Genomic DNA, 20824 nt, shown 5'->3' on the forward strand with positions numbered 1-20824 from the left:
ATGCCCGAAACGCAGATGCGCATCGCGGCTTTGTGGGGTAGCTCGGGCGAGGAGCAACCGGTACGCGCGCTCATCGCCGCCGCGGCCGAGACGGCACCGGCCGCGGTCGCCTTCGCTGGCGCAGGCGGTCCGATCGAGTTCGGCGTGCTCGCGGAGCGCGTCGAGTCCACCGCGCAGATCTTCGAGGCCAGCGGTGTCGACGCCGAAGCCGCCGTGGCCGCGGCCATCACACCGCTGGCCGTCCCGCCGGGCAGTGCTCAGGCCGAGACCGCCTCGCGGGTGGCGGCCGCGGTGGCCGACATCCGGTCGGCGGCGGCGGGCATCCTGGGAACGACGGAGTGGACCACCCTGCCCCCCCTGCTGCGATCCGCCGCGCACCGCCATCCGGACCGCGTCGCCGTCGTCGATGAGGCCGGCGCCAGCCGAACCTACGCCGATCTCGACTGGAGCAGCGATCGGATCGCGGCGGCACTGGCCCGCGCCGGCGTGACCCGCGACGCGGTGGTCGCACTCGCCTTCCCGCCGACCGCTGACATGATCGTCGCCATCCTCGGCGTCCTGAAATCCGGAGCCGCCTACGTGGCGCTCGACCTGGCGAGCCCGGCCGAGCGGATCGCCTACGTCGTGGCGGATTCGCAGGCGGTGTCGGTCGTGGCCGACGACACTTCGATCGGTGCCCTGCCCGCGCTGGACGTGCCGGTCGAGAGGTTCGGCGACCTCGTCGCCGCCGACGCCGCCGACGCCGCCGAGGTCGTCCCGGTTGGCCCCGGCCCGGAATCCGCGGCCTACGTCATCTACACGTCGGGATCGACCGGACAACCCAAAGGCGTTGTCGTACAACATAATTCCGCTGTCCGATTCCTGCGCTCGATGCAGGAGCTGGTGCCGTTCACCGCCGACGACACGATCGGTCTGTTCGCGTCGTACACGTTCGACGCGTCGGTGTGGTCGATGTGGTCGGCGCTGGCGCACGGTGGACGGCTCATCGTCGTCGGCACCGACACCCGCGCGAGTCCCGACCTGCTCGCAGGGCTCATCGAACGAGAATCGATCACCAGCATCAACCTGACCCCGTCGGTCTTCTACCCGTTCACCGACGCCGTTCGCCCGGGTGGCCGAGTGGCGCTGTCCGACTCGCTGCGATACCTGCACCTGGCCGGCGAAGCCCTCGACATCCAGGCCGTGCGCGGGTGGTTCGACGACCGTGAGCAGGACGGCCGGGAGGTGCGCCTGTTCAACATCTACGGCCCCACCGAGGCGACGGTCCAGGTCACGCTGCGGGCGCTGACACCGGACTACCTCGCCGAGGCGGCCACCGCCGACATCGGGTTCGCGATCCCGGGCACCGAGGTCACGATCCTCGACGACCGGCTGCGCCCGGTGCCCGACGGGGTGCCCGGCGAGATCTACGTCTGCGGGCCACTGGTCACTCGCGGCTACCTGAGACGGTTCGGCCTCACCGCGGCGTCGTTCGTCGCCGACCCCCTCGCCGGGTCGACGTCGCCGTCAGGGGTTTCCCTACCGCCCGGCGCCCGGATGTACCGCACCGGCGACATGGGGCTGCGACGCGGCGGCGCGATCGAATACCTCGGTCGGCGCGACGGGCAGGTCAAGCTGCGCGGCTACCGGATCGAACTCGGCGAGGTCGAGGCGGCACTCGCGGCCGCACCGACCGTCGTCGCCGCCGGTGCCGCCGTCCGGGAAGCGGACGGCGGACAGCAGGTGCTGGTCGGCTACGTCGTCTCCGACGCTGCGCCGCCCGACACCCAGGCCATCCGCGACTCGGTCCGCGCCCATCTACCCGGATACATGGTCCCCGACGTCGTCCTACCGTTGGACGCGCTGCCACTGTCGACGTCGGGCAAGCTCGATCGCGCCGCGCTGCCCGCCCCCGATTTCGGCGTCGAGGCCGAATACGTCGAACCCGCCACCGATGCCGAGCGGGACATGGTGCGCATCGTAGAAGAGGTGCTCGGCGTCTCACCGATCAGCGTGACCGCGTCCATTTTCGACCTCGGCGGCAATTCGCTCATCGCCGCGCAGGTGGCCGCGCTCTGCGGTGAGGAACTCGACCTGGCGGTATCGGTGCGCGATGTCTTCGACGCGCCGACCGTGCGGGAACTGGCGAGCCGGGTGGCGGGCAGTCACCGGGCGCGGCGGCCAGAACTCGTCGCCCACGAACCCCGCCCGGCGGTCATTCCGCTCTCCCATGCGCAGCGCCGGATCTGGTTCATCTCCGAACTCGATCCCGAGACGGCGATTTACAACATGCCGTTGGTGCTCCGTTTCGACGGGACGCTGGACCCGGCAGCGCTGGCCGGCGCCTTCGACGACGTCGTCGCGCGCCACGAGGTCATGCGCACGCGCTTCGGCGTCGAGGACGGCGTGCCCTACCAAGAGGTGCTGGTCCACGGGAGCTACGCGCCCGATGTCGCGATCGATCCGCCGACGCGGCTGGAGCCCGGCCGGGCACCGCTCGACGCCGCCGTCGCGGAGGTCGCCGGCCGGGGCTTCGATCTGCGGGCCGCGCCACCGGTACGAGCGCGGCTGTTCCAGCGCGGACCGGACGATTTCATTTTCGTGCTGATCGTCCATCACGTGATCGCCGACGGCGCGTCGCTGGCGCCGCTGTCGGGCGACCTGGTCGCGGCCTACGTCGCCCGCACGGCCGGCGAGGAGCCGCGCTGGCCCGCGCTGCCGGTGCAGTACGCCGACTTCACGTTGTGGAGCCACGAGCTGCTCGGCGATCCCGATTCGCCTGCGTCGGTGGCCGGCGGTCAACTGGGCTTCTGGGAGAAGGAGCTGGCCGGCGTGCCGGAAGCGATGGCGCTGCCCACCGACCGGCCCCGCCCGCCGGTGCAGTCGCAGCGCGCGGCCGCCCACGCCTTCGACGTGGACCCGCGGCTCGTCGAACTGCTCGACGACTTCGCACGGCACCGCCAGACGTCGCGGTTCATGGTCCTGCACGCGCTGTGGGCGGCGTTGCTGCACCGGTTGACCGGGGATCGCGACATCGTGATCGGAACCCCGTACACCGGTCGCGGGGAGCGGGCCCTCGACGACCTCGTCGGCATGTTCATCAACACCGTCGCGTTGCGGACGCCCGTCGATCCCGCGGCGACGTTCGCCGAGCTCGTCTCGACGGTACGGGCGCGCGACCTGGCCGCCCTGGACAACTCTGACGTGCCCTTCGACCTCGTGGTCGAGCGCGTCGACCCGGCGCGCAGCACGTCGCACGCGCCGATCTTCCAGGTGATGCTGCTGTTGCACGAGGCCGACGACGCGAGCTTCGCGCTGCCGGGCGTCGCGGCGGAGATCGTCGAGGTCTACCGCGACCTCACCGACAACGACATGGCGATCACTTTCATCGAACGCGGTGCCGGCGAGGAGAGCGGTCTGCACGGCGTCGTCGAATACAACACCGACCTGTTCGACGAGACGACCATCCGATCGTTCACCACCATGTTCGACGTCGTGGCGCGCGAACTGCTCACGGCACCGGAAACCCCCGTCGGCGATGCGGTGCTGCTTGCGCCCGCGCAGCGCGACGCGGTCCTGACCGCGGACCGCGGAGCGCGCATCGACGTTCCCGACTGGACGCTGGCCGACGCCGTCGCCGCACAGATCGCCGCGACGCCCGACGCGATCGCACTGAGTCACCGCGACCGCGACGTGACCTACCGGGAGTTCGGCGCACGAGTCGCGACCCTCGCACGCGAATTGATCGGTGCGGGCGTCGGGCCGGATGTGGCAGTCGCCGTCTGTATCCCGCGATCGGTGGAGATGATGGTCGCCATCCACGCGGTGGTCGCCGCCGGCGGCCAATACGTCCCGATCGACGTCGACACGCCCGCCGAGCGGTTCGACTACATGGTGGAGACCGCCGGGGCCCGCGTCGTCCTGATCTCCGCGCACGAACAGCGCCCGGCAGCGCTCGGCACGGCCGACGACGCCGTGCGGATCCTGCCCGTCGACGCCGAGGCGCCGGTCGACGAGCGGGTCGCGCCGGTGACCGACACCGAGCGGCTCGCGCCGCTGCGGACCGATCACGCCGTCTACACGATCTTCACCTCCGGCTCGACCGGGCGGCCCAAGGGCGTGACCCTCCCGCACGACGCGGTCGTCAACCGGCTCCACTGGGGCTTGCACCAGCTGCCGATCACCGGCGCCGGGAGCGCAGCGAGCGGGCCGAATCACCACGAGTCCGACGATCTGGTGGTCCTCAAGACGCCGTACACCTTCGACTGTTCGGCGGCGGAGATCTTCGCCCCGCTGATGAACGGCACGCCGCTGCTCGTCGCCGACGCCGATGGGCATCTGGATCCGGTGTACATGGCCGAATTGATGGCGCAGCGCGGCGTCACCATGGCCCACTTCGTTCCGTCGATGCTGGCGGTGTTCCTGGAATTGGCGGGCGAATCCCGGCTCGCCCGCCTCGACCGGCTCCGCATCATCTCCACGACCGGCGAAGCGCTCCCACCGTCGGTGGCCGCGCAGGTCCGCGCCGCGCTGCCGCACGTCACGCTCTACAACCTCTACGGGCCGACCGAGGCGGCCATCGAGATCACCTACGCCGAGATCGGCGACGACATCGGCCATACCGTCCCGATCGGCGTCCCGGTGTGGAACTCGAGCGCGCACGTGCTCGACCCGCGGCTGCACCCGGTGCCCGACGGGGTCGCGGGCGAACTCTACGTCGGCGGTGTACAACTGGCGCGCGGTTACGCGGCCCGTCCCGACCTGACCGCCGACCGCTTCGTCGCCGACCCGTTCGCGGGTGAGTCCGCACCCCCGGGCGCGCGCCTGTATCGCACGGGCGACCTGGTCCGGCGCAACCGATCCGGCGATCTGGAATACCTGGGCCGCACCGACTTCCAGGTGAAGCTGCGCGGCCAGCGCGTCGAGCTCGGGGAGATCGAGGCGGCGCTGACGCAGGCGCCCGGCGTCGTTCACGCCGCCGCGACCGTGGCCAAGGGCCCCGACGGCGGCGAACACCTCGTCGCCTACCTCGCCGGTGCGCCCGAAGAAGGGGGAGCGGCGGCGATCGACCTGGCGGCGGTCAAGGCGGCGATCGCCGGGCCGCTACCGGAGTTCATGCGTCCCACCGTGTGGATGCTGCTCGATGAGGCGCCGCGCAATTCCGCCGGCAAGCTCGACCGCAACGCGCTGCCGCCGCCGGAGTTCACGGCGGGGGAGTACGTCGCTCCGGCGACCCCCGCGGAGAAGGAGATCGCCGAGATCGTCGCCGAGGTGATCGGTACCGAGCGCGTCGGCGTCACGGATTCCTTCTTCGACGTCGGCGGCAACTCGCTCTCGGCGACCCGCGTGATGGCACGCGTCGGCGAGGCGTTCGGCGTCGACCTGGGTGTCCGGGCGCTGTTCGACGCGCCGACGGTGCGCGAGCTGGCTCGTGTCGTCGACGAGGAGACCGGTGGGCAGTCATCCACGAGCGCGTCCGTCCCGCTCGTCGCCCAGGAACGGCCCGAGCGCATTCCGCTCTCCTTCGCCCAGCAGCGGATGTGGTTCATCAACCAGTTCGACACCTCGTCGGCGGCCTACAACATTCCAGTGGTCCTGGATGTGACCGAATCCGGGACCGGCGCCGGGAGCGGTAGCGAGCGGGCCGAATCCGGAACCGGTTCGCTCGACCTCGCCGCTTTGCGGCTGGCGGCACACGATGTCCTCGCCAGGCACGAGGTGCTGCGCACGACCTACCCGGCCGACGAGAACGGCCAGCCCTATCAGCTCATCGCCGATTCCGCCGATGCGGCCGAGCGTCTCGACTTCGCCGTCGTGGAGGCCGGCGATCCGGCCGGTGTCGTGGCCGAGGAGGTCGGCCGGGGATTCGACGTGTCGGTGCAGCTGCCCATCCGGATCCGGTTGATCCGGCAGGAGCCGGACCGTTCGACGCTCGTCGTCGTCCTGCATCACATCGCGGCCGACGGCGAGTCGGGTCCGGTGCTGGCGGCCGATTTGGTGACCGCTTACCGCGCCCGTGCGGTCGGTGACGCGCCCGGCTGGGCGCCGTTGCCGATCCAGTACGCCGACTACGCGCTGTGGCAGACCGCCGTGCTCGGATCCGATGACGACGACGATTCGCTGGGTGCCAGGCAAACGGGGTTCTGGACCGCCGAGCTGGCCGGTGTGCCCGAAGTCCTCGACCTGCCCGCCGACCGGCCGCGACCGGAGTCGTCGTCGGGGGCCAGCGGGTCGGTCGACTTCGGCGTCGGCGCCGACGTGCGCGACCGTCTCGTCGAACTGGGCCGCGAGCACGGGGCTTCGCTCTTCATGGTCGCGCACGCCGCGGTGGCGACCCTGCTGGCGCGCCTGTCGGCGACGACGGACATCACGATCGCCACGCCGGTCGCCGGTCGAGGACTCGGCGCCCTCGACCGACTGGTCGGCATGTTCGTCAATACGCTGGTGCTGCGCAGCGAGTTCGACCCCGCATCGACAGCCGGAGACCTGCTCGTCCAGATCCGCGACCGCGATCTCGCGGCCTTCGACCACGCCGACCTGCCCTTCGAGAAGGTCGTGGAGGCCATCGACCCGGTGCGCTCGGATTCCTTCGGGCCGCTCGCCCAGGTCCTGCTGGTGTTCGTCGCCGCCGAACAGCGGCCGATCACCGTCGACGGCCTGACACTGACCCCGGTCGATCCCGGTGCCGGGGCCGCCAAGTTCGACCTCACCTTCGGCGTCGCCGACCGGCAGGGAGCCGGTTTGGGCGGGTCCCTCGTCTATGCCGCCGATCTGTTCGACGAGTCGACGGCGCGGTGGTTCGCCCGTGGCCTCGAGGCGGTGCTCACCGCGCTCGCCCGCACCGGGGGCACCCTGCGGCTCGGTGACGTGGATCTGCTCGACGACGCCCAGCACCGCGCGGTGGCCGCCGCCTCGGTGGGCCCCGCCGTGCCGCTGCTGCCCGAGACGATTCCGGATGCCGTCGATGCCGCGCTGCGCGGCAACCCGGACGCGATCGGACTGGTCACCGACGACGCCGAAGTCGCCAACGGCCGCTTCGCGGGGCTGGTCGCCCACTACGCGCGCATCCTCATCGCCGAGCACGGCGTCGGCCCCGACGTGGCGGTCGCGGTCTGCATGCCGCGCGGGCTCGGCATGGTCCTCGCCATCCACGCGGTGCTGGCGGCGGGCGGCCAGTACGTCCCGGTGGACACGTCCCTGCCGCCCGACCGCGCCGACTACATGTTCGACGACGCCCAGGTGCGGGTCGTGCTGCTGGCGCCGGGCGACGAACCGGCGCCGATGGCGGGTCGCACCATCGCGACGGTTGCCGTTGACCCGGATGCCGCGGTGACACCGGAGTCGTCGGCACCACTGCGGGCCGTCGAGCGGCTGGCGCCGCTGCGCGGGGACAACGCCGCGTACACGATCTTCACCTCGGGGTCGACGGGCCGGCCCAAAGGCGTGACCGTCTCGCAGCGGTCGGTGCTCAATCGCCTGCGCTGGGGATTGGCGACGTTCCCACTCGGTGCGGACGACACGGTCATCCTCAAGACCCCCTACACCTTCGACGTCTCGGTGCCGGAGCTGTTCGCGCCGCTACTCGCCGGGGCGCGCATGTTCATCGCGCGCGACGGCGGCCACGCCGATCCCGACTACCTGATCGACGTGCTGGAGACCAAGGGCATCACCTCGGTGCACTTCGTGCCGTCGATGCTCGCGGTGTTCCTCGACGTCGTCGACGACTCTCGCCTGCGGGCGCTCACCGGCATTCGCTACGTGTTCGCCTCCGGTGAAGCACTGCCGGCGTCGCTGGCCAAGCGGACCCGCGAGATCTGGCCGTCGTCGGGTTTGCACGACCTGTTCGGTCCGACCGAGGCGGCGGTCGAGGTCAGCCACGCCGATCTCGATGTCGTCGGGCACACGGTGCCCATCGGCTATCCGATCTGGAACACGGCCACCTACGTCCTGGACTCGCGGCTGGCCCCCGTCGGCACCGGCGTGCCCGGCGAGCTGTATCTCGGCGGTGTCCAGCTGGCCCGCGGCTACGCCGCGCGGCCCGACCAGACCGCCGACCGATTCGTCGCCGACCCCTTCGCCGGGTCGACGACGCCGGGTCGAGCGGAGCGAGGGGGTCATTGGTCGGGGGTGTCCATTCCGTCCGGTGCCCGGATGTACCGCACCGGCGACCTCGTCGCCCGCAACGCCGACGGCGCGCTGGAATACCTGGGACGCACCGACTTCCAGGTGAAGCTGCGCGGCCAGCGCATCGAACTGGGCGAGGTGGAATCAGTCCTCGCCGCGGTGCCCGGTGTCGTCCACGCCGCGGCAACGGTGGCGAGCGCGCCAACCGGTGCCGAACACCTCGTCGCCTACCTTTCCGGACACTCCGACATCGACCTGGACGAGGCGAAATCGAGCGTCGCGCAAGCACTTCCGGAGTACATGGTGCCCACCGTGTGGCAGGTGCTCGACGAGGTGACGCTCAATTCGGCCGGAAAGCTCGACCGCCGCGCGCTGCCCGAGCCCGACTTCGCGTCGGCCGTCGCGGGCGCCGACCCGGTCGCACCGCGATCGGCGGCCGAGCGGCGCATCGCCGATATCGTGGCGGGTGTCCTCGGCGTCGACCGGGTCGGTGTCACCGACTCCTTCTTCGCGCTCGGCGGCGACTCCATCATGTCGATCCAGCTCTCGTCGCTGTTGCGGGCAGAGGGCTTCGAACTGGGACCGCGCGACATCTTCGAGCAGCGGACCGTGCGCGGCCTGGCCGCTCTCGCGTCGACGGCCGAGGCGACGGTCCTCGACGAATTGCCCGGCGGCGGAATCGGTGAGGTCGATCTGACACCCACCATCTCGTGGATGCTGGAGAACTCCCCGCGCCCCGGGGCCTTCCGCGACTACTCGCAGGCCTTGGTGTTGGCGCTGCCCGCGGAGGTCGACGATGACGGCGTCGTGACCGCGCTCGACGCGGTCATCGCCCGGCACCCCATGCTTTCGGCGCGATTGGCCGACGGCGGGGACGGGCGCGCGACGATGACGGCGGGCAACGACGTCGGCTCGGTCGCCGACCGGCTCACCGTCGCCTCCTCGCCGGCCGTCGTGGGGTCCGCCGAATTCGACGACGCGCTCCGAGCGGGCCACCGCGAGGCGCTGGCCAGGCTGGACCCGGCGTCGGGTGCGATGGTGGCCGCGGCCGTTGTCCGCGCCGACAGCGGTGTCGGGCGCCTGATTCTCGCCATTCACCACGCCGTGGTCGATGCCGTGTCATGGCGCGGGATCGTCGGCGATCTCGTCGCCGCCTCGGCGCGCCTCGGCGCGGGGGAGCCCGCCGACCTGCCGCCCGCCTCGGGAACGTCGATGCGGCGCTGGGCGCGCGCCCTCGCCGAACTGGGTGAGAAACGGCGCAACGAGATACCGCTGTGGCGCGAGCACCTGCCCATCTCGCCCGCGCTGGCATTGCCGGAACCGGGGCTGGTGGCCGAGACGTCGAACATCGCCGTCACGGTGCCGTCCGAGGTGACCGAGACGGTGCTGACCCGGGTGGCCGACGCCTTCCGCGCCGGTGTGGACGACGTGCTGCTGGCGGCGTTGCTGATCGCTGTCGCCCGCCTCGACGGCGGCAGCGCGGAGTCGGCCGCGGTACTCGTCGAGGGCCACGGCCGCGTCGAGTCGGTCGCACCGGGCGCCGACCTGTCGAGCACCGTCGGCTGGTTCACCAGCGTCTCCCCGGTGGCGGTCGGCACCGCCGACCTGCTCCGGGACGATCTCGTGCGCGCCGTCAAGGCCGTCAAGGAGGCGGTCGCCGCGCGGCCCGACGACGGGATCGGCTTCGGCCCGTTGCGCTGGGGGCCGGGCGCCGACCCGGATCTGGCGCACCGGCCGCTGCCGCCGATCGTCTTCAACTACCTCGGCGCGGCCACCGCGGGTGCCGCCGCGGCCGGCGGCGTCGACGAGATCGCCTTCGCACCTGTCGCGGACGCGCCGGCGCTGCCCGGAACGATCACCGGTGAGATGATCGCGCCGGCGCTCGCGGCGAACGTCAACACCGTGAGCGACCCGACGGGCCGACGATTCGCCATCGACCTCGCGGCGCCGGAACGCGTCCTCGACGCCGCGGCCCTCACGGCCCTCGGTGAATCGATGAGCCAGATCCTCGCCGACCTCGTCGACGAGGTATCCGAACGGGATCCCGGGCCTAGTCCGTCGGACCTGCCCGGACTGGACCTGGACCAGGACGAGATCGACGCCATCCGCGCTGCTCACCCGGGCGCCGAGATCTGGCCGCTGTCACCGCTGCAGCACGGACTGCTCTTCCAATCCGAACTGGCCGCCGAGTCCGCGGGCGGAACCGACCCGTACCTGATGCAGGCGGTCGTCGAATTGCGCGGCGACCTCGACGGCCAGCGCCTGCGCGCCGCCGCCCAACAGTTGCTGGACCGCACGGCCGTGCTGCGATCGGCCTACCGGCGCACGGCGAACGGGCAGGGAGTCGCCGTCGTCGCGCCGCACGTCGAAGCCCCGTGGCGCACCGTCGACCTCCGCGACATCGATGACGAGCGGGCGCGCTCGGCCGCCGACGAGGTGGCTCGCGACGAAGGGTGCGCCCGGTTCGACCTCGCGCATTCGCCGCTGATCCGGTTCGTCCACGTACTGCTTCCGGGCGAGGCAAGCAAGCTCGTCATCACCAATCACCATCTGCTCGCCGACGGATGGTCGAGTCCGCTCGTCCTGGGCGAGCTGTTCGCGTCCTACGCCGACCCGGCCCGCGCGGACACCGGTGAACGGACCGACTACCGCGACTTCCTCGAATGGGTGGCCGGCCGCGACGAGGAGGCGTCGCGGCAGGCGTGGCGCGAGTTCCTCGCCGACGTGTCCGGGCCGACTCTCGTCGCACCGCGGACCCCGCGGCCCGACGAGGTCAGCGTGGACCACCGCATCACGTTGGGGCCCGAGACGACCGCGAAGCTGACCCGGTTCGGGCGAGAGCATGAGATCACCACCGCGACGCTGCTGCAGTTCGCATGGGCCGTGGTGCTGCACCGGTTCACCGGGGCCGACACGGTGATTTTCGGTGAGACCGTGTCCGGCCGACCGCCGGAGCTGGCGGGCGCCGAGTCGATGATCGGCCTGCTCATCAACACGGTGCCGGTCGCGGTCACCGTCGACGGCGACGCGACTGTCCTCGACGCTCTGGGCGATCTCGGGCGCCGCAAGGCGGGTGTGCTCGAACACCAGCACCTGTCGCTCACCGCGATCACCGCGGCGGCCGCCGGTCCGAAGGCAAGCTCGCCGCTATTCGACACGCTGACCGTCTACGAGTCCTACCCCGTCGACGCGCGAGGGCTGTCGGCCGCGGGCGAGGCGCTCGGCGTGCACATCGCCGACGCGACGGCGAGCGACTCGACGCACTACCCGCTGACCCTGGCGGCGGCGCCGGACACCGGCGACGGGGTGGCCGATATCGCGCTGACGCTCAAATACCTGCCGAGCCTGTTCTCCCGCGACGAAGCAGCGTCCTTCGCGGCCGCGGTCACGTCGGTGCTGGCGGCGGTAGCCGAAGGCGACGGTCGCCGGGTGGCGGACCTGCCGCTGGTCGCACCCGATGCGCCGGCCGGGCCGCCACTGCGGCCCGGCGTCGAGCCGGTACTCCTGCGCGACCTGTTCGCAGTGGCGGCGAGCAAGCACCGCGGCCGCGTCGCGGTGATCGCCGGATCGTCGTCGATGACCTATCGCAAGCTCGACGAGGCCTCCAACCGTCTCGCGCGCGTGTTGCTGGAAGACGGCGTGGGTCCGGAAGTGCTCGTCGCGCTCGCGATCCCCCGGTCGGTCGAATTGCTCATCGCGATCTGGGCCGTCGCCAAAACCGGCGGCGGCTACGTGCCGATCGATCCGGATTACCCGCCGGCGCGGGTGACCGCGATGCTGGAGGACTGCGGAGCCGAGACCGGTCTCACGACATCGGCCGCCGACGGTCTGCCCGGCCTCCCGGGCGGCGACTGGCACCGCATCGACGGCGGGGATCTCGTCACCCGCTACCGGGCTGCCGACTCGGGGCCGCTGGCCAAAGCCGACCTGCCGCCGACGAGCGTCGACAACACGGCCTACGTCATCTTCACCTCCGGCTCCACCGGCCGCCCCAAGGGCGTCGCGGTCACCCACCGCGGGCTCGCCAACTTCGCCACCCAGGAGGCGCGACGGTCCGGCGTGGGCGAGGGCGCCCGGGTGCTCGGCTTCGCGTCGCCGAGCTTCGACGCCTCGGTGCTCGAATACCTGCTCGCGACGATCTCCGGCGGCGCCCTTGTCTATCGGTCCGCCGACGCCGTCGGGGGCGAGGCGCTGGAGCGGGTCGTCGCGGGCAAGGCCGTGACGCACGGATTCCTCACCCCGTCGGTGGTCGCCTCCCTCGACCCGGACGTGTGGGAATCGCTGCACGCCCTGTTCGTCGGGGGCGAGGCGGTTCCCGAGTCTCTCGTCGAGCAGTGGGCGTCGGCCGGCCGACGCGTGCAGAACCTTTACGGGCCCACCGAGACGACGATCGGCATCACCATCAGCGATCCCCTGCAGCCGCGAGAACCGGTCGTCCTGGGCGAACCGCTGGACGGCGTCGGGCTCATGGTGCTCGACGACCGGCTGCGTCCGGTTCCGCACGGCTTCCCCGGGGAGCTGTACGTCTACGGCAACGCCCTCTCGCGCGGCTACCTCGAACGGCCGGGGCTGACCGCCGACCGCTTCGTCGCCAACCCCTACACCCCCGGCAGCCGCATGTACCGCACCGGCGACCTCGTCACCTGGTGCGGCGATCCGCGAGACCGGCTGGTCCTGCGCTACCACGGCCGCAACGACGACCAGATCAAACTGCGCGGGCTGCGCCTCGAACTGGGCGAGATCGAGGCGGCCCTCGCGCGGGCCGACGGTGTCACCGCGGCCGTGGTCGTCGGCGTGCGTGCGGACGGGGCGATCGCCGAGCCGGGGGACAACGTCGTCTCGGCACTCGCCGCCTACATCGTCGCCGGGCCCGAGGTCGACATCGACAGCGTTCGAGAGCAGATCGCCGCCGACCTGCCGGCGCACGCGGTGCCGTCGACGATCACCCCCATCGGCACCCTGCCGCTCACCCCGGTCGGCAAACTCGACCGCCGCGCGCTGCCCGCCCCGACCATCGCGGCCGGCGGGGCCGGCCGTGTCGAGCCGGCGGGGCCGGTGGAGAGCGCGATCGCGGGAATCTTCGCCGAACTGCTCGGCACCGACGACGTCGGAGCGACGGACTCCTTCTTCCTCCTCGGCGGAAACTCCCTGTCGGCGGCCCAGCTCGTCGCCCGGGTCGGCCACGCCTTCGACACCCGGATCGGCATCGCCGACCTCTTCGACGCCCCGACCGTTCGCGGCCTCGCGGCCGTCGTCGGCGAGTCGACGGCGCCCGCACTGCCGCCCATCACTCCCGGCTCCTCCGCCGAGACCCCGATCCCGCTCACCTACGCGCAGCAACGGATCTGGTTCATCAACCGCTACGACCCCGATTCGGGCGCCTACAACATCCCGGTGCTGCTCCGGATGCGCGGCGCCGTGGACATCGACCGGCTGCGCGCAGCGCTGCTGCGGGTGATGACGCGCCAGACGGTCCTGCGGACCGTCTTTCCGATCGACTCCGATGGTCGGCCCCGGCAGCAGCCCGTCTCGGCCGACGTGGCGGACCAGCGGCTGGACTGGGCGGTCGTCGACACCGCCGACGCGGCGCGCGCCGCATTCTCCGACGGATTCGACCTCACCCGCGACCTGCCGATCCGCGTCCGGATCGTACGCGAAGGGCCGGACTCCGCGGTGGTCGCGATCGTCGTACACCACATCGCCGCCGACGGCCAGTCGATGCCGGTCCTCGCACGCGATCTGCTGGCGGCCTACGGGGCGCGGGGCGGTGGCCCGGGCGAGGAGCCCGAAGTCACCTACGGCGACTACGCGCGGTGGCAGCGCGAGAACCTCGGTGCGGTCGACGAACCGGAATCGGTGCTGGGCCGCCAATGGGATTATTGGCGCCAACGCCTGGCCGGCTTGCCCGAGGTCACGGATCTGCCGATGGACCGGCCGCGCGGCGCGGAGTTCGACCCCGCGGGCGGCCGGCTGACGGTGACCATCGACCCGGACGCCGTGAATTCCCTGCGCCGGCTCGCGGAGGACACCGGCACGACCGTCTTCATGGTGTTGCACGCGGCGCTGACCGTCCTCGTCGCGCGGCTCACCGGCTCGGGTGACGTCGTCGTCGGCACGGCGGTCGCCGGGCGCGGCGATCGTGCCCTCGACGCGCTCGTCGGCATGTTCGTCAACACGGTGATCCTGCGAACCGCCGTCGACCCGTCGCACACCGCCGCCGAGGTCTTGGCGTCGGTGAAGGCGACCGACGTCGAAGCGATGGCCCACGCCGACCTGCCGTTCGAGGAACTCGTCGAAGCGCTGGCCCCGGCGCGTTCACGGTCGCACTCGCCGCTGTTCCAGATCGGCCTCAACCACGTGCTCGTCGCGGCGGACACCGCGACGACGTTGGAGGTCGACGGCGTCGCGGTCGAGCAGATCGACCCGGGGCCGCTGCCCGCGAAAGTCGATCTCACGGTCGACGTCCGCGAATCCGTGGACGCCGGCGAGCCCATCAGGGCCGAGTTCACCTATGCGACGGCGCTTTTCGACGAGGAGACGGTCGCCGGGTTCGCCGGGGCGTGGCAGGCGATTCTGTCCGCGATGACCGCCGACCCGTCGATGCCGGTCGGTGACGTCGAGTTGTTGCCCGAGGGACTCGGCGGCGAACTGGTGCCCGCGCACGGGCCGGCGCCCAGCGCCCCGGCGACGGTCCGGGAACTCCTCGCGTCCGTCGGGCCCGACCCGTCCCGCGCTGCCGTCGTCGAGGGCGATGTCGCGGTGAGCTATGCGGACTTCGAGGCCCGGACCAATCGCCTCGCCCGGTTGCTGGTCGAGCGCGGGATCGGCGCGGGCGATGTGGTCGCCGTGGCGATGCGCCGATCGATCGACTCGGTCGCCGCCACGTGGGCCGTGCTCAAGGCGGGGGCCGCCTACCTGCCGGTCGACCCGCGCCTGCCGTCGGCGCGAGTGACGGGAATGCTCGACGACGCGCAGGTGCGCTTCGGCCTCACGCGCACGGTCGAGTCCGGCTTCTCGGCCCCGGGGGAGTGGGTCGCCGTCGACTCCGCCGAGACCGTCGAGGCGCTGTCGCGACAGGACGCGACCCCGGTCTCCGATGCCGAACTCGTCCGCGTGCCGACGGTCGACGACGTCGCCTACGTCGTCTTCACCTCGGGCTCCACCGGGCGTCCCAAAGGCGTGGCCGTGACCCATCGCGGCATCGCCAACCTCGTCGGCTCGCTGCGCGGGCTGACCGGCACGGAGGTCGCCGAGCCGCGCGTGCTGCACGTCGCCTCGCCGAGTTTCGACGCGGCCTTCTTCGAGATGGCATGGGCCTACTTCGGCGGAGCCACGCTGGTGGTGTCGCCCGCCGACGTGTTCGGCGGCCGCGAACTCGCCGGCGTCATCGCCGGCGGTGCGGTCACTCACGCCGTGATCACGCCGTCGGTGCTGCGCACGGTGGAGGCGAGCGGTGTGCCCGGCCTCCGGGTCATCGCGACGGCGGGCGAAGAGCTGCTTCCCGAACTCGTGCGGTCCTGGACCGGCCGCCGGTTCATGAACCTGTACGGACCGACCGAAACGACCGTGTGGGCCACCGTGTCCGAGGCCGCCCCCGACGAACCCGTCGTCATCGGGCGCCCGGTCGCCGGCATCGGCGCGATGGTCCTCGACGCGCGGCTGCGCCCGGTCCTGCCCGGGGTCGTCGGCGAGCTGTACCTGGCCGGCGACCAACTGGCGGCCGGCTACCTCGGACGGCCGGGACTGACGGCGGGCACCTTCGTCGCGTGCCCCTTCGGGCCGCCCGGATCGCGAATGTATGCCACGGGAGACCTGGTTCGATGGCGCAGTGCGGGCGGGCAATGGCAGCTCGAGTTCGCCGGTCGCGACGACTTCCAGGTGAAGGTCAACGGCCAGCGCGTCGAACTCGGCGAGATCGACGCGGTGATCGGCTCCTACGCCGGAGTCGCGTCGACGGTCACCGTCGGCAACGACGACCAGAACGGCGTCACCCGGCTGGTGACCTACGTCGTCGGCACATCGCTCGACGTTGAGACTGCACCCGCGCTCATCGTCGATCATGCCCGCGAGCATCTGCCCACCTACATGGTCCCGTCGGCTGTCGTAGTCCTCGACGCCCTGCCGCTCACGGCGGTCGGCAAGCTGGATCGCACAGCACTGCCGACCCCGGAATTCGGCGCGCAGACGCCGTTCGAGGAGCCGGGCACCCCGACCGAACACGCGGTCGCCGAGGTGTTCGCCGCTATCACCGGCGCCGACCGGCGCGTCGGGGCCCGCGATTCGTTCTTCGACCTGGGCGGCACGTCGTTGGCGGCCACCCGGGCGGCCGCGCAGCTCGCGGACCGGCTCGGCGTCGACGTCACCGTGCGCGACCTCTTCGACGAGCCGGAGGTCGCGGGGCTGGCCCGTCTGCTGGGCGCCCGGGACCGGCGCACGAGCCCACCGCTCGGTCCCCGCGACCGGCCGACCCCGCTTCCGCTCTCGGCGACCCAGCGTCGCATGTGGTTCCTCAACCAGTTCGACACCGACTCGGCCGCTTACAACATTCCCATCCCGGTGCGGCTGCGCGGGGAACTCGACCCGGCCGTGCTGCGCGAGGCGGTGGGCGATGTGATGGCCCGCCACGAGGTTTTGCGCACGGTGTACCCGTCGGGGACGGATGGGCCGCGCCAGGAGATCCTCGCCGCCGACACGGCGCGCGCCCGGCTGGACGCCGCGGCCGTCGGATCGTCGGCGGAGCTGCTCGCGGCGGCCGGGCAGGGATTCGACGTCGGCGAACAGCTACCGCTTCGCGTGCGATGGCACCAGCATGCGGAGGACGGTGAACCGATCCTCGACCTGCTCGTCGTGGTGCACCACATCGCGTTCGACGGGCAGTCGGCGCCGGTGTTCGTCGGCGATCTCGTCGCCGCGTACCAGCGCCGCGCCGGCGCCGGGAGCGAAGCGAGCGGGCAGGCCCCGCTTCCGGTGCAGTACGCGGACTATGTGCTGTGGCAGCTCGAAGTGCTGGGCGACGTCACTGATCCCGATTCCGAGATGGCCCGCCAGTTCGCCCACTGGCGCGAACGGCTGGCCGATCTGCCCGCCGTCACCAACCTGCCCATGGATCGTCCGCGTCCGGCCGTCGCCGACCAGCGAGGCGCCCGCCTGCGCATACCCATCGACGAGTCGACGGTCGCCGGGCTCGCCGAGCTGGCCGCGCGGCACGGAGTCACGACATTCATGACCCATCACGCGCTGCTGTCGGTGCTCGTCGCACGGATGGCGGCCACCGACGACGTGGTCATCGGCACCCCGATCGACGGGCGCACCGAGACGGCGCTGCACGGACTGGTCGGCATGTTCGTCAACACGCTCGTGTTGCGTACGCGCGTGGACGCCGGGATGCGTCTCGACGAGTTGCTCGCGCACGTGCGCGGAGTCGACGTCGAGGCCTTCGACAACGCCGCCGTCCACTTCGAGCAGTTGGTCGAGGCGCTCGCGCCCGAGCGGTCCACCGCGCACGCGCCGCTGTTCCAGATCGCCCTCGCCGTCACCGATGCCTCCGCGCAGCCGTCGGGTTCGGTGGAGCTCGAGCGAGCCGGCGTGCGGGTCGAGCCGCTGCCGGCCGATGTGGACGAGGAGAAGGTCGACCTGACGCTCAGCGTCGTCACCGGCGGCGAACGGGACGAGAACTACCTCGAGTTCTCCTACGCCACCGCCCTGTTCGACGAGTCGACCGTCCGGCGCTTCGCGCAAGTGTGGCAGCGCATCGCCACGGCCGCGATCGCCGATCCGGGGGTACCCGTCGGCGACATCGACATCGTGGGCTCGACCACTGAGGGGGCCACGTCCGCTCATTCGGGTGGTCGAGTGGACGCGACGAAGGAGCGGCCGTATCGAGACCCGGTGGGCCGAGGGCCTGGGCCGGGTGGTCTCGATACACCGACTCGCTCCGCTCGTCGGCACTCGACCACCGAAGGGGCCACCACCGCCCATTTGGGTGACTCGACCACCGAAGGGGCGACCACCGCCCATTTGGGTGACTCGACCACCGAAGGGGCGACCACTGCCCATTTGGGTGACTCGACCACCGAAGGGGCGACCGCCGCCCATTTGGGTGGTCGAGTGGACGCGACGGAGGAGCGGCCGTATCGAGACCCGGTAGGTCGAGTGCCTGGCGAGCCTGCGAGCCAGGTGTATCGAGACCTGGTAGGTCGAGTGCCTGGCGAGCCTGCGAGCCAGGTGTATCGAGACCCGGTGAGCGAAACCGGCACCCTCGTCGACATCCTTGCCTCCCGCGACCTGGATCCGTCGCATCCGGCGCTGATCTGCGGCGACGCACAGCTGGACTACGCCGAGTTCGAGTCCAGGACGAACCGCGTCGCCCGTGCTCTCATCGCCCGCGGGGTCGGTCCCGAGGACGTCGTCGCCGTCGGCATCGTCCGCTCGATCGATTTCGTCGTCGCGGTGTGGGGGATCGTCAAGTCGGGCGCTGCCTACCTGCCGATCGACCCGGCCTACCCCGAGCAGCGCATCGCCTACATGCTCGACGACAGCCGCGCAGCGCTGGGCATCACCGCGGAGGGAGCACTCGACGCCGCCGACGGTGAATGGCTCGACCTGGCCGCGCTGCTCACCGGCGCCGGAAGCGAAGCGAGCGGGCCGAATTCGAGCGTCGGCGGGGGCGATGCCCCCGTCGCCGACGGAGATCGGCGCGGCTCGGTCTACCTGAACACCCTCGCGTACCTGATCTACACGTCGGGCTCCACCGGCACGCCCAAGGCCGTGGCGGTCAGCAACGCCGGCATCGCCGACCTCGTCGCCGCTCACCGGGCGGTGACCGGCAGCCGCGTCGACGATCCGGATACCCGCGTGCTGCACGTCGCGTCGCCGAGTTTCGACGCCTCCTTCTTCGAGATGATCTGGGCCGTCGCCGCCGGGCACACGCTGGTGATCGCACCTGCCGAGGACTACGCGGGACCTGCGCTCGACGAGGTCATCGAGGCCGGCGAGGTCACCGACATGGTGATCACGCCCTCGGTGCTCGCGTCATTGGATCCGGGCCGGGCGGAGACGGTCCGCAACCTGGCGACGGCCGGCGAGGCCTGCCCGCCGGAACTCGTCGAGCGCTGGGCGGCGCGCGGACGCCGGCTGTTCAACTTCTACGGGCCGTCGGAAACGACCGTGTGGGCCACCAGGGGCCGCCTGCTCCCGGGAAAGCCGGTGACCATCGGTCGCGCGATCGGCGGCTTCACCGCCCACGTCCTAGACGCGCGGCTGCATCCGGTCCCGACCGGCGTGGTCGGCGAGCTGTACCTGGAGGCCGACGGCCTCGCCCGGGGCTATCTGGGACGACCGGGTCTGACCGCGACCAGCTTCGTCGCCAACCCCTTCGCGGGGGGTGACGCGAGCGGGTCCCGCCTGTACGCCACCGGCGACCTGGTCCGTATGACGGCGTCGGGCGACCTCGAGTTCGCCGGCCGCTCCGACCACCAGGTAAAGATCAACGGCCAGCGCGTCGAACTCGGCGAGATCGAGGCGGTCCTCGCCGATCAGCCCGGCGTGCGCCAGGCCGTGGTTCTGGGCGTCGACGACGAGAGCGGGGCGACGCGTCTCGTCGGCTACCTCGTCGGCGACGGCAGCGCCTCGGTGGAGACCGACTCCGTCGCCGCAGCGGCGGCGCGCCGCCTGCCCGGCCACATGGTGCCCGCACATCTGATCGAGATACCGGAGTTGCCGCTGACCCCGTCGGGCAAGCTCGACCGGGAGGCCCTGCCGGTGCCCGACGGTGGGACGACCAACGAGTTCGTCGCGCCGGCCACCGATGCGGAACGCACCCTGGCCGGAATCGTGGCCGGTCTGCTCGGGCGAGACGACGTGTCGGTGACCGAGTCCTTCTTCGCGCTGGGCGGCGACTCGATCATGTCGATCCAGCTCGCCTCGGCCGCGAAGGCCGCCGGGCTGGCGCTGACCCCGCGGGAAATCTTCGAGTACCGCACCGTGCGCGCGATGGCGCGGGCGGCCGCCGAGGAAGCGACGGTGGCGGCGCTGGCCGAACCGTCCGGCGGGGCCGACGGCGAGGTCCCGCTGCCGCCGATCGTCGCCTGGATGATCGAGCAGTCCGATGGTCCGAGTGACTACGCCGATTTCTCCCAGGCCATGGTCCTGCGAGCGCCGCGAGGACTCGACGAGTCGGGGTTGCGGACAGTGCTGGCCGCGGTCGTGCAGACCCATCCGGCGCTGAGCGCGACGCTGGACCAAGACTTCGCCACCGCGATCCTGCGAACCGGGTCGACCGAACCCGACGACGCCGTGTGGACCTCGCATCGCGTAGTCGATTCCGCGGTCGGGAGCGAAGCGTTCGCCGACGCCGTACGCTCGGCCCACGCGGATGCGCTGGACCACCTGCATCCGACAGTCGGGCTGCTGGTCGCGGCGGTGCTGCTCCGCGACCCGAGCGGCGACGGACGCGTCGTGCTGGCCATCCACCACCTGGCCGTCGACGCGGTGTCGTGGCCTATCCTCTTCGAGGACCTGGCCACCGCGTGGGGTCAGTACCGCGACGGGCGGCCGATCGAGCTCCGCGGCGAGGCGACCTCGGTGCGCGGCTGGTTCACCGCGGTGGCCGAGGAGGCATCCGCGCGTGCCGACGAACTCGGCTACTGGCTGGACCGACTGCCGGAAACACCGACTGACTTGGGGGGCCGACGATGAGCGCGGCGCGGACGGTGCACATCCG

At 71.7% G+C, this 20824-nt stretch carries 2 protein-coding genes (1 of these 2 running past the window's edge); both read left to right on the forward strand.

Annotation, left to right across the window (positions count from 1 at the left end):
* Positions 1-20799: a non-ribosomal peptide synthetase gene (locus GOARA_RS18735; RefSeq protein WP_007320512.1), complete on the forward strand. Its 20799-nt coding sequence runs from the start codon at positions 1-3 to the stop codon at positions 20797-20799.
* Positions 20796-20824, forward strand: partial view of a non-ribosomal peptide synthetase gene (locus tag GOARA_RS18740; protein WP_007320513.1) — the start only. 17755 nt of this gene lie beyond the right edge of the window; only the first 29 of its 17784 coding nucleotides appear in the window; the start codon lies at positions 20796-20798; the stop codon falls past the right edge of the window. The genes GOARA_RS18735 and GOARA_RS18740 overlap by 4 nt, the downstream gene beginning before the upstream one ends.

Origin of the sequence: Gordonia araii NBRC 100433 (assembly GCF_000241265.1) — a bacterium.
GTDB lineage: Bacteria > Actinomycetota > Actinomycetes > Mycobacteriales > Mycobacteriaceae > Gordonia > Gordonia araii.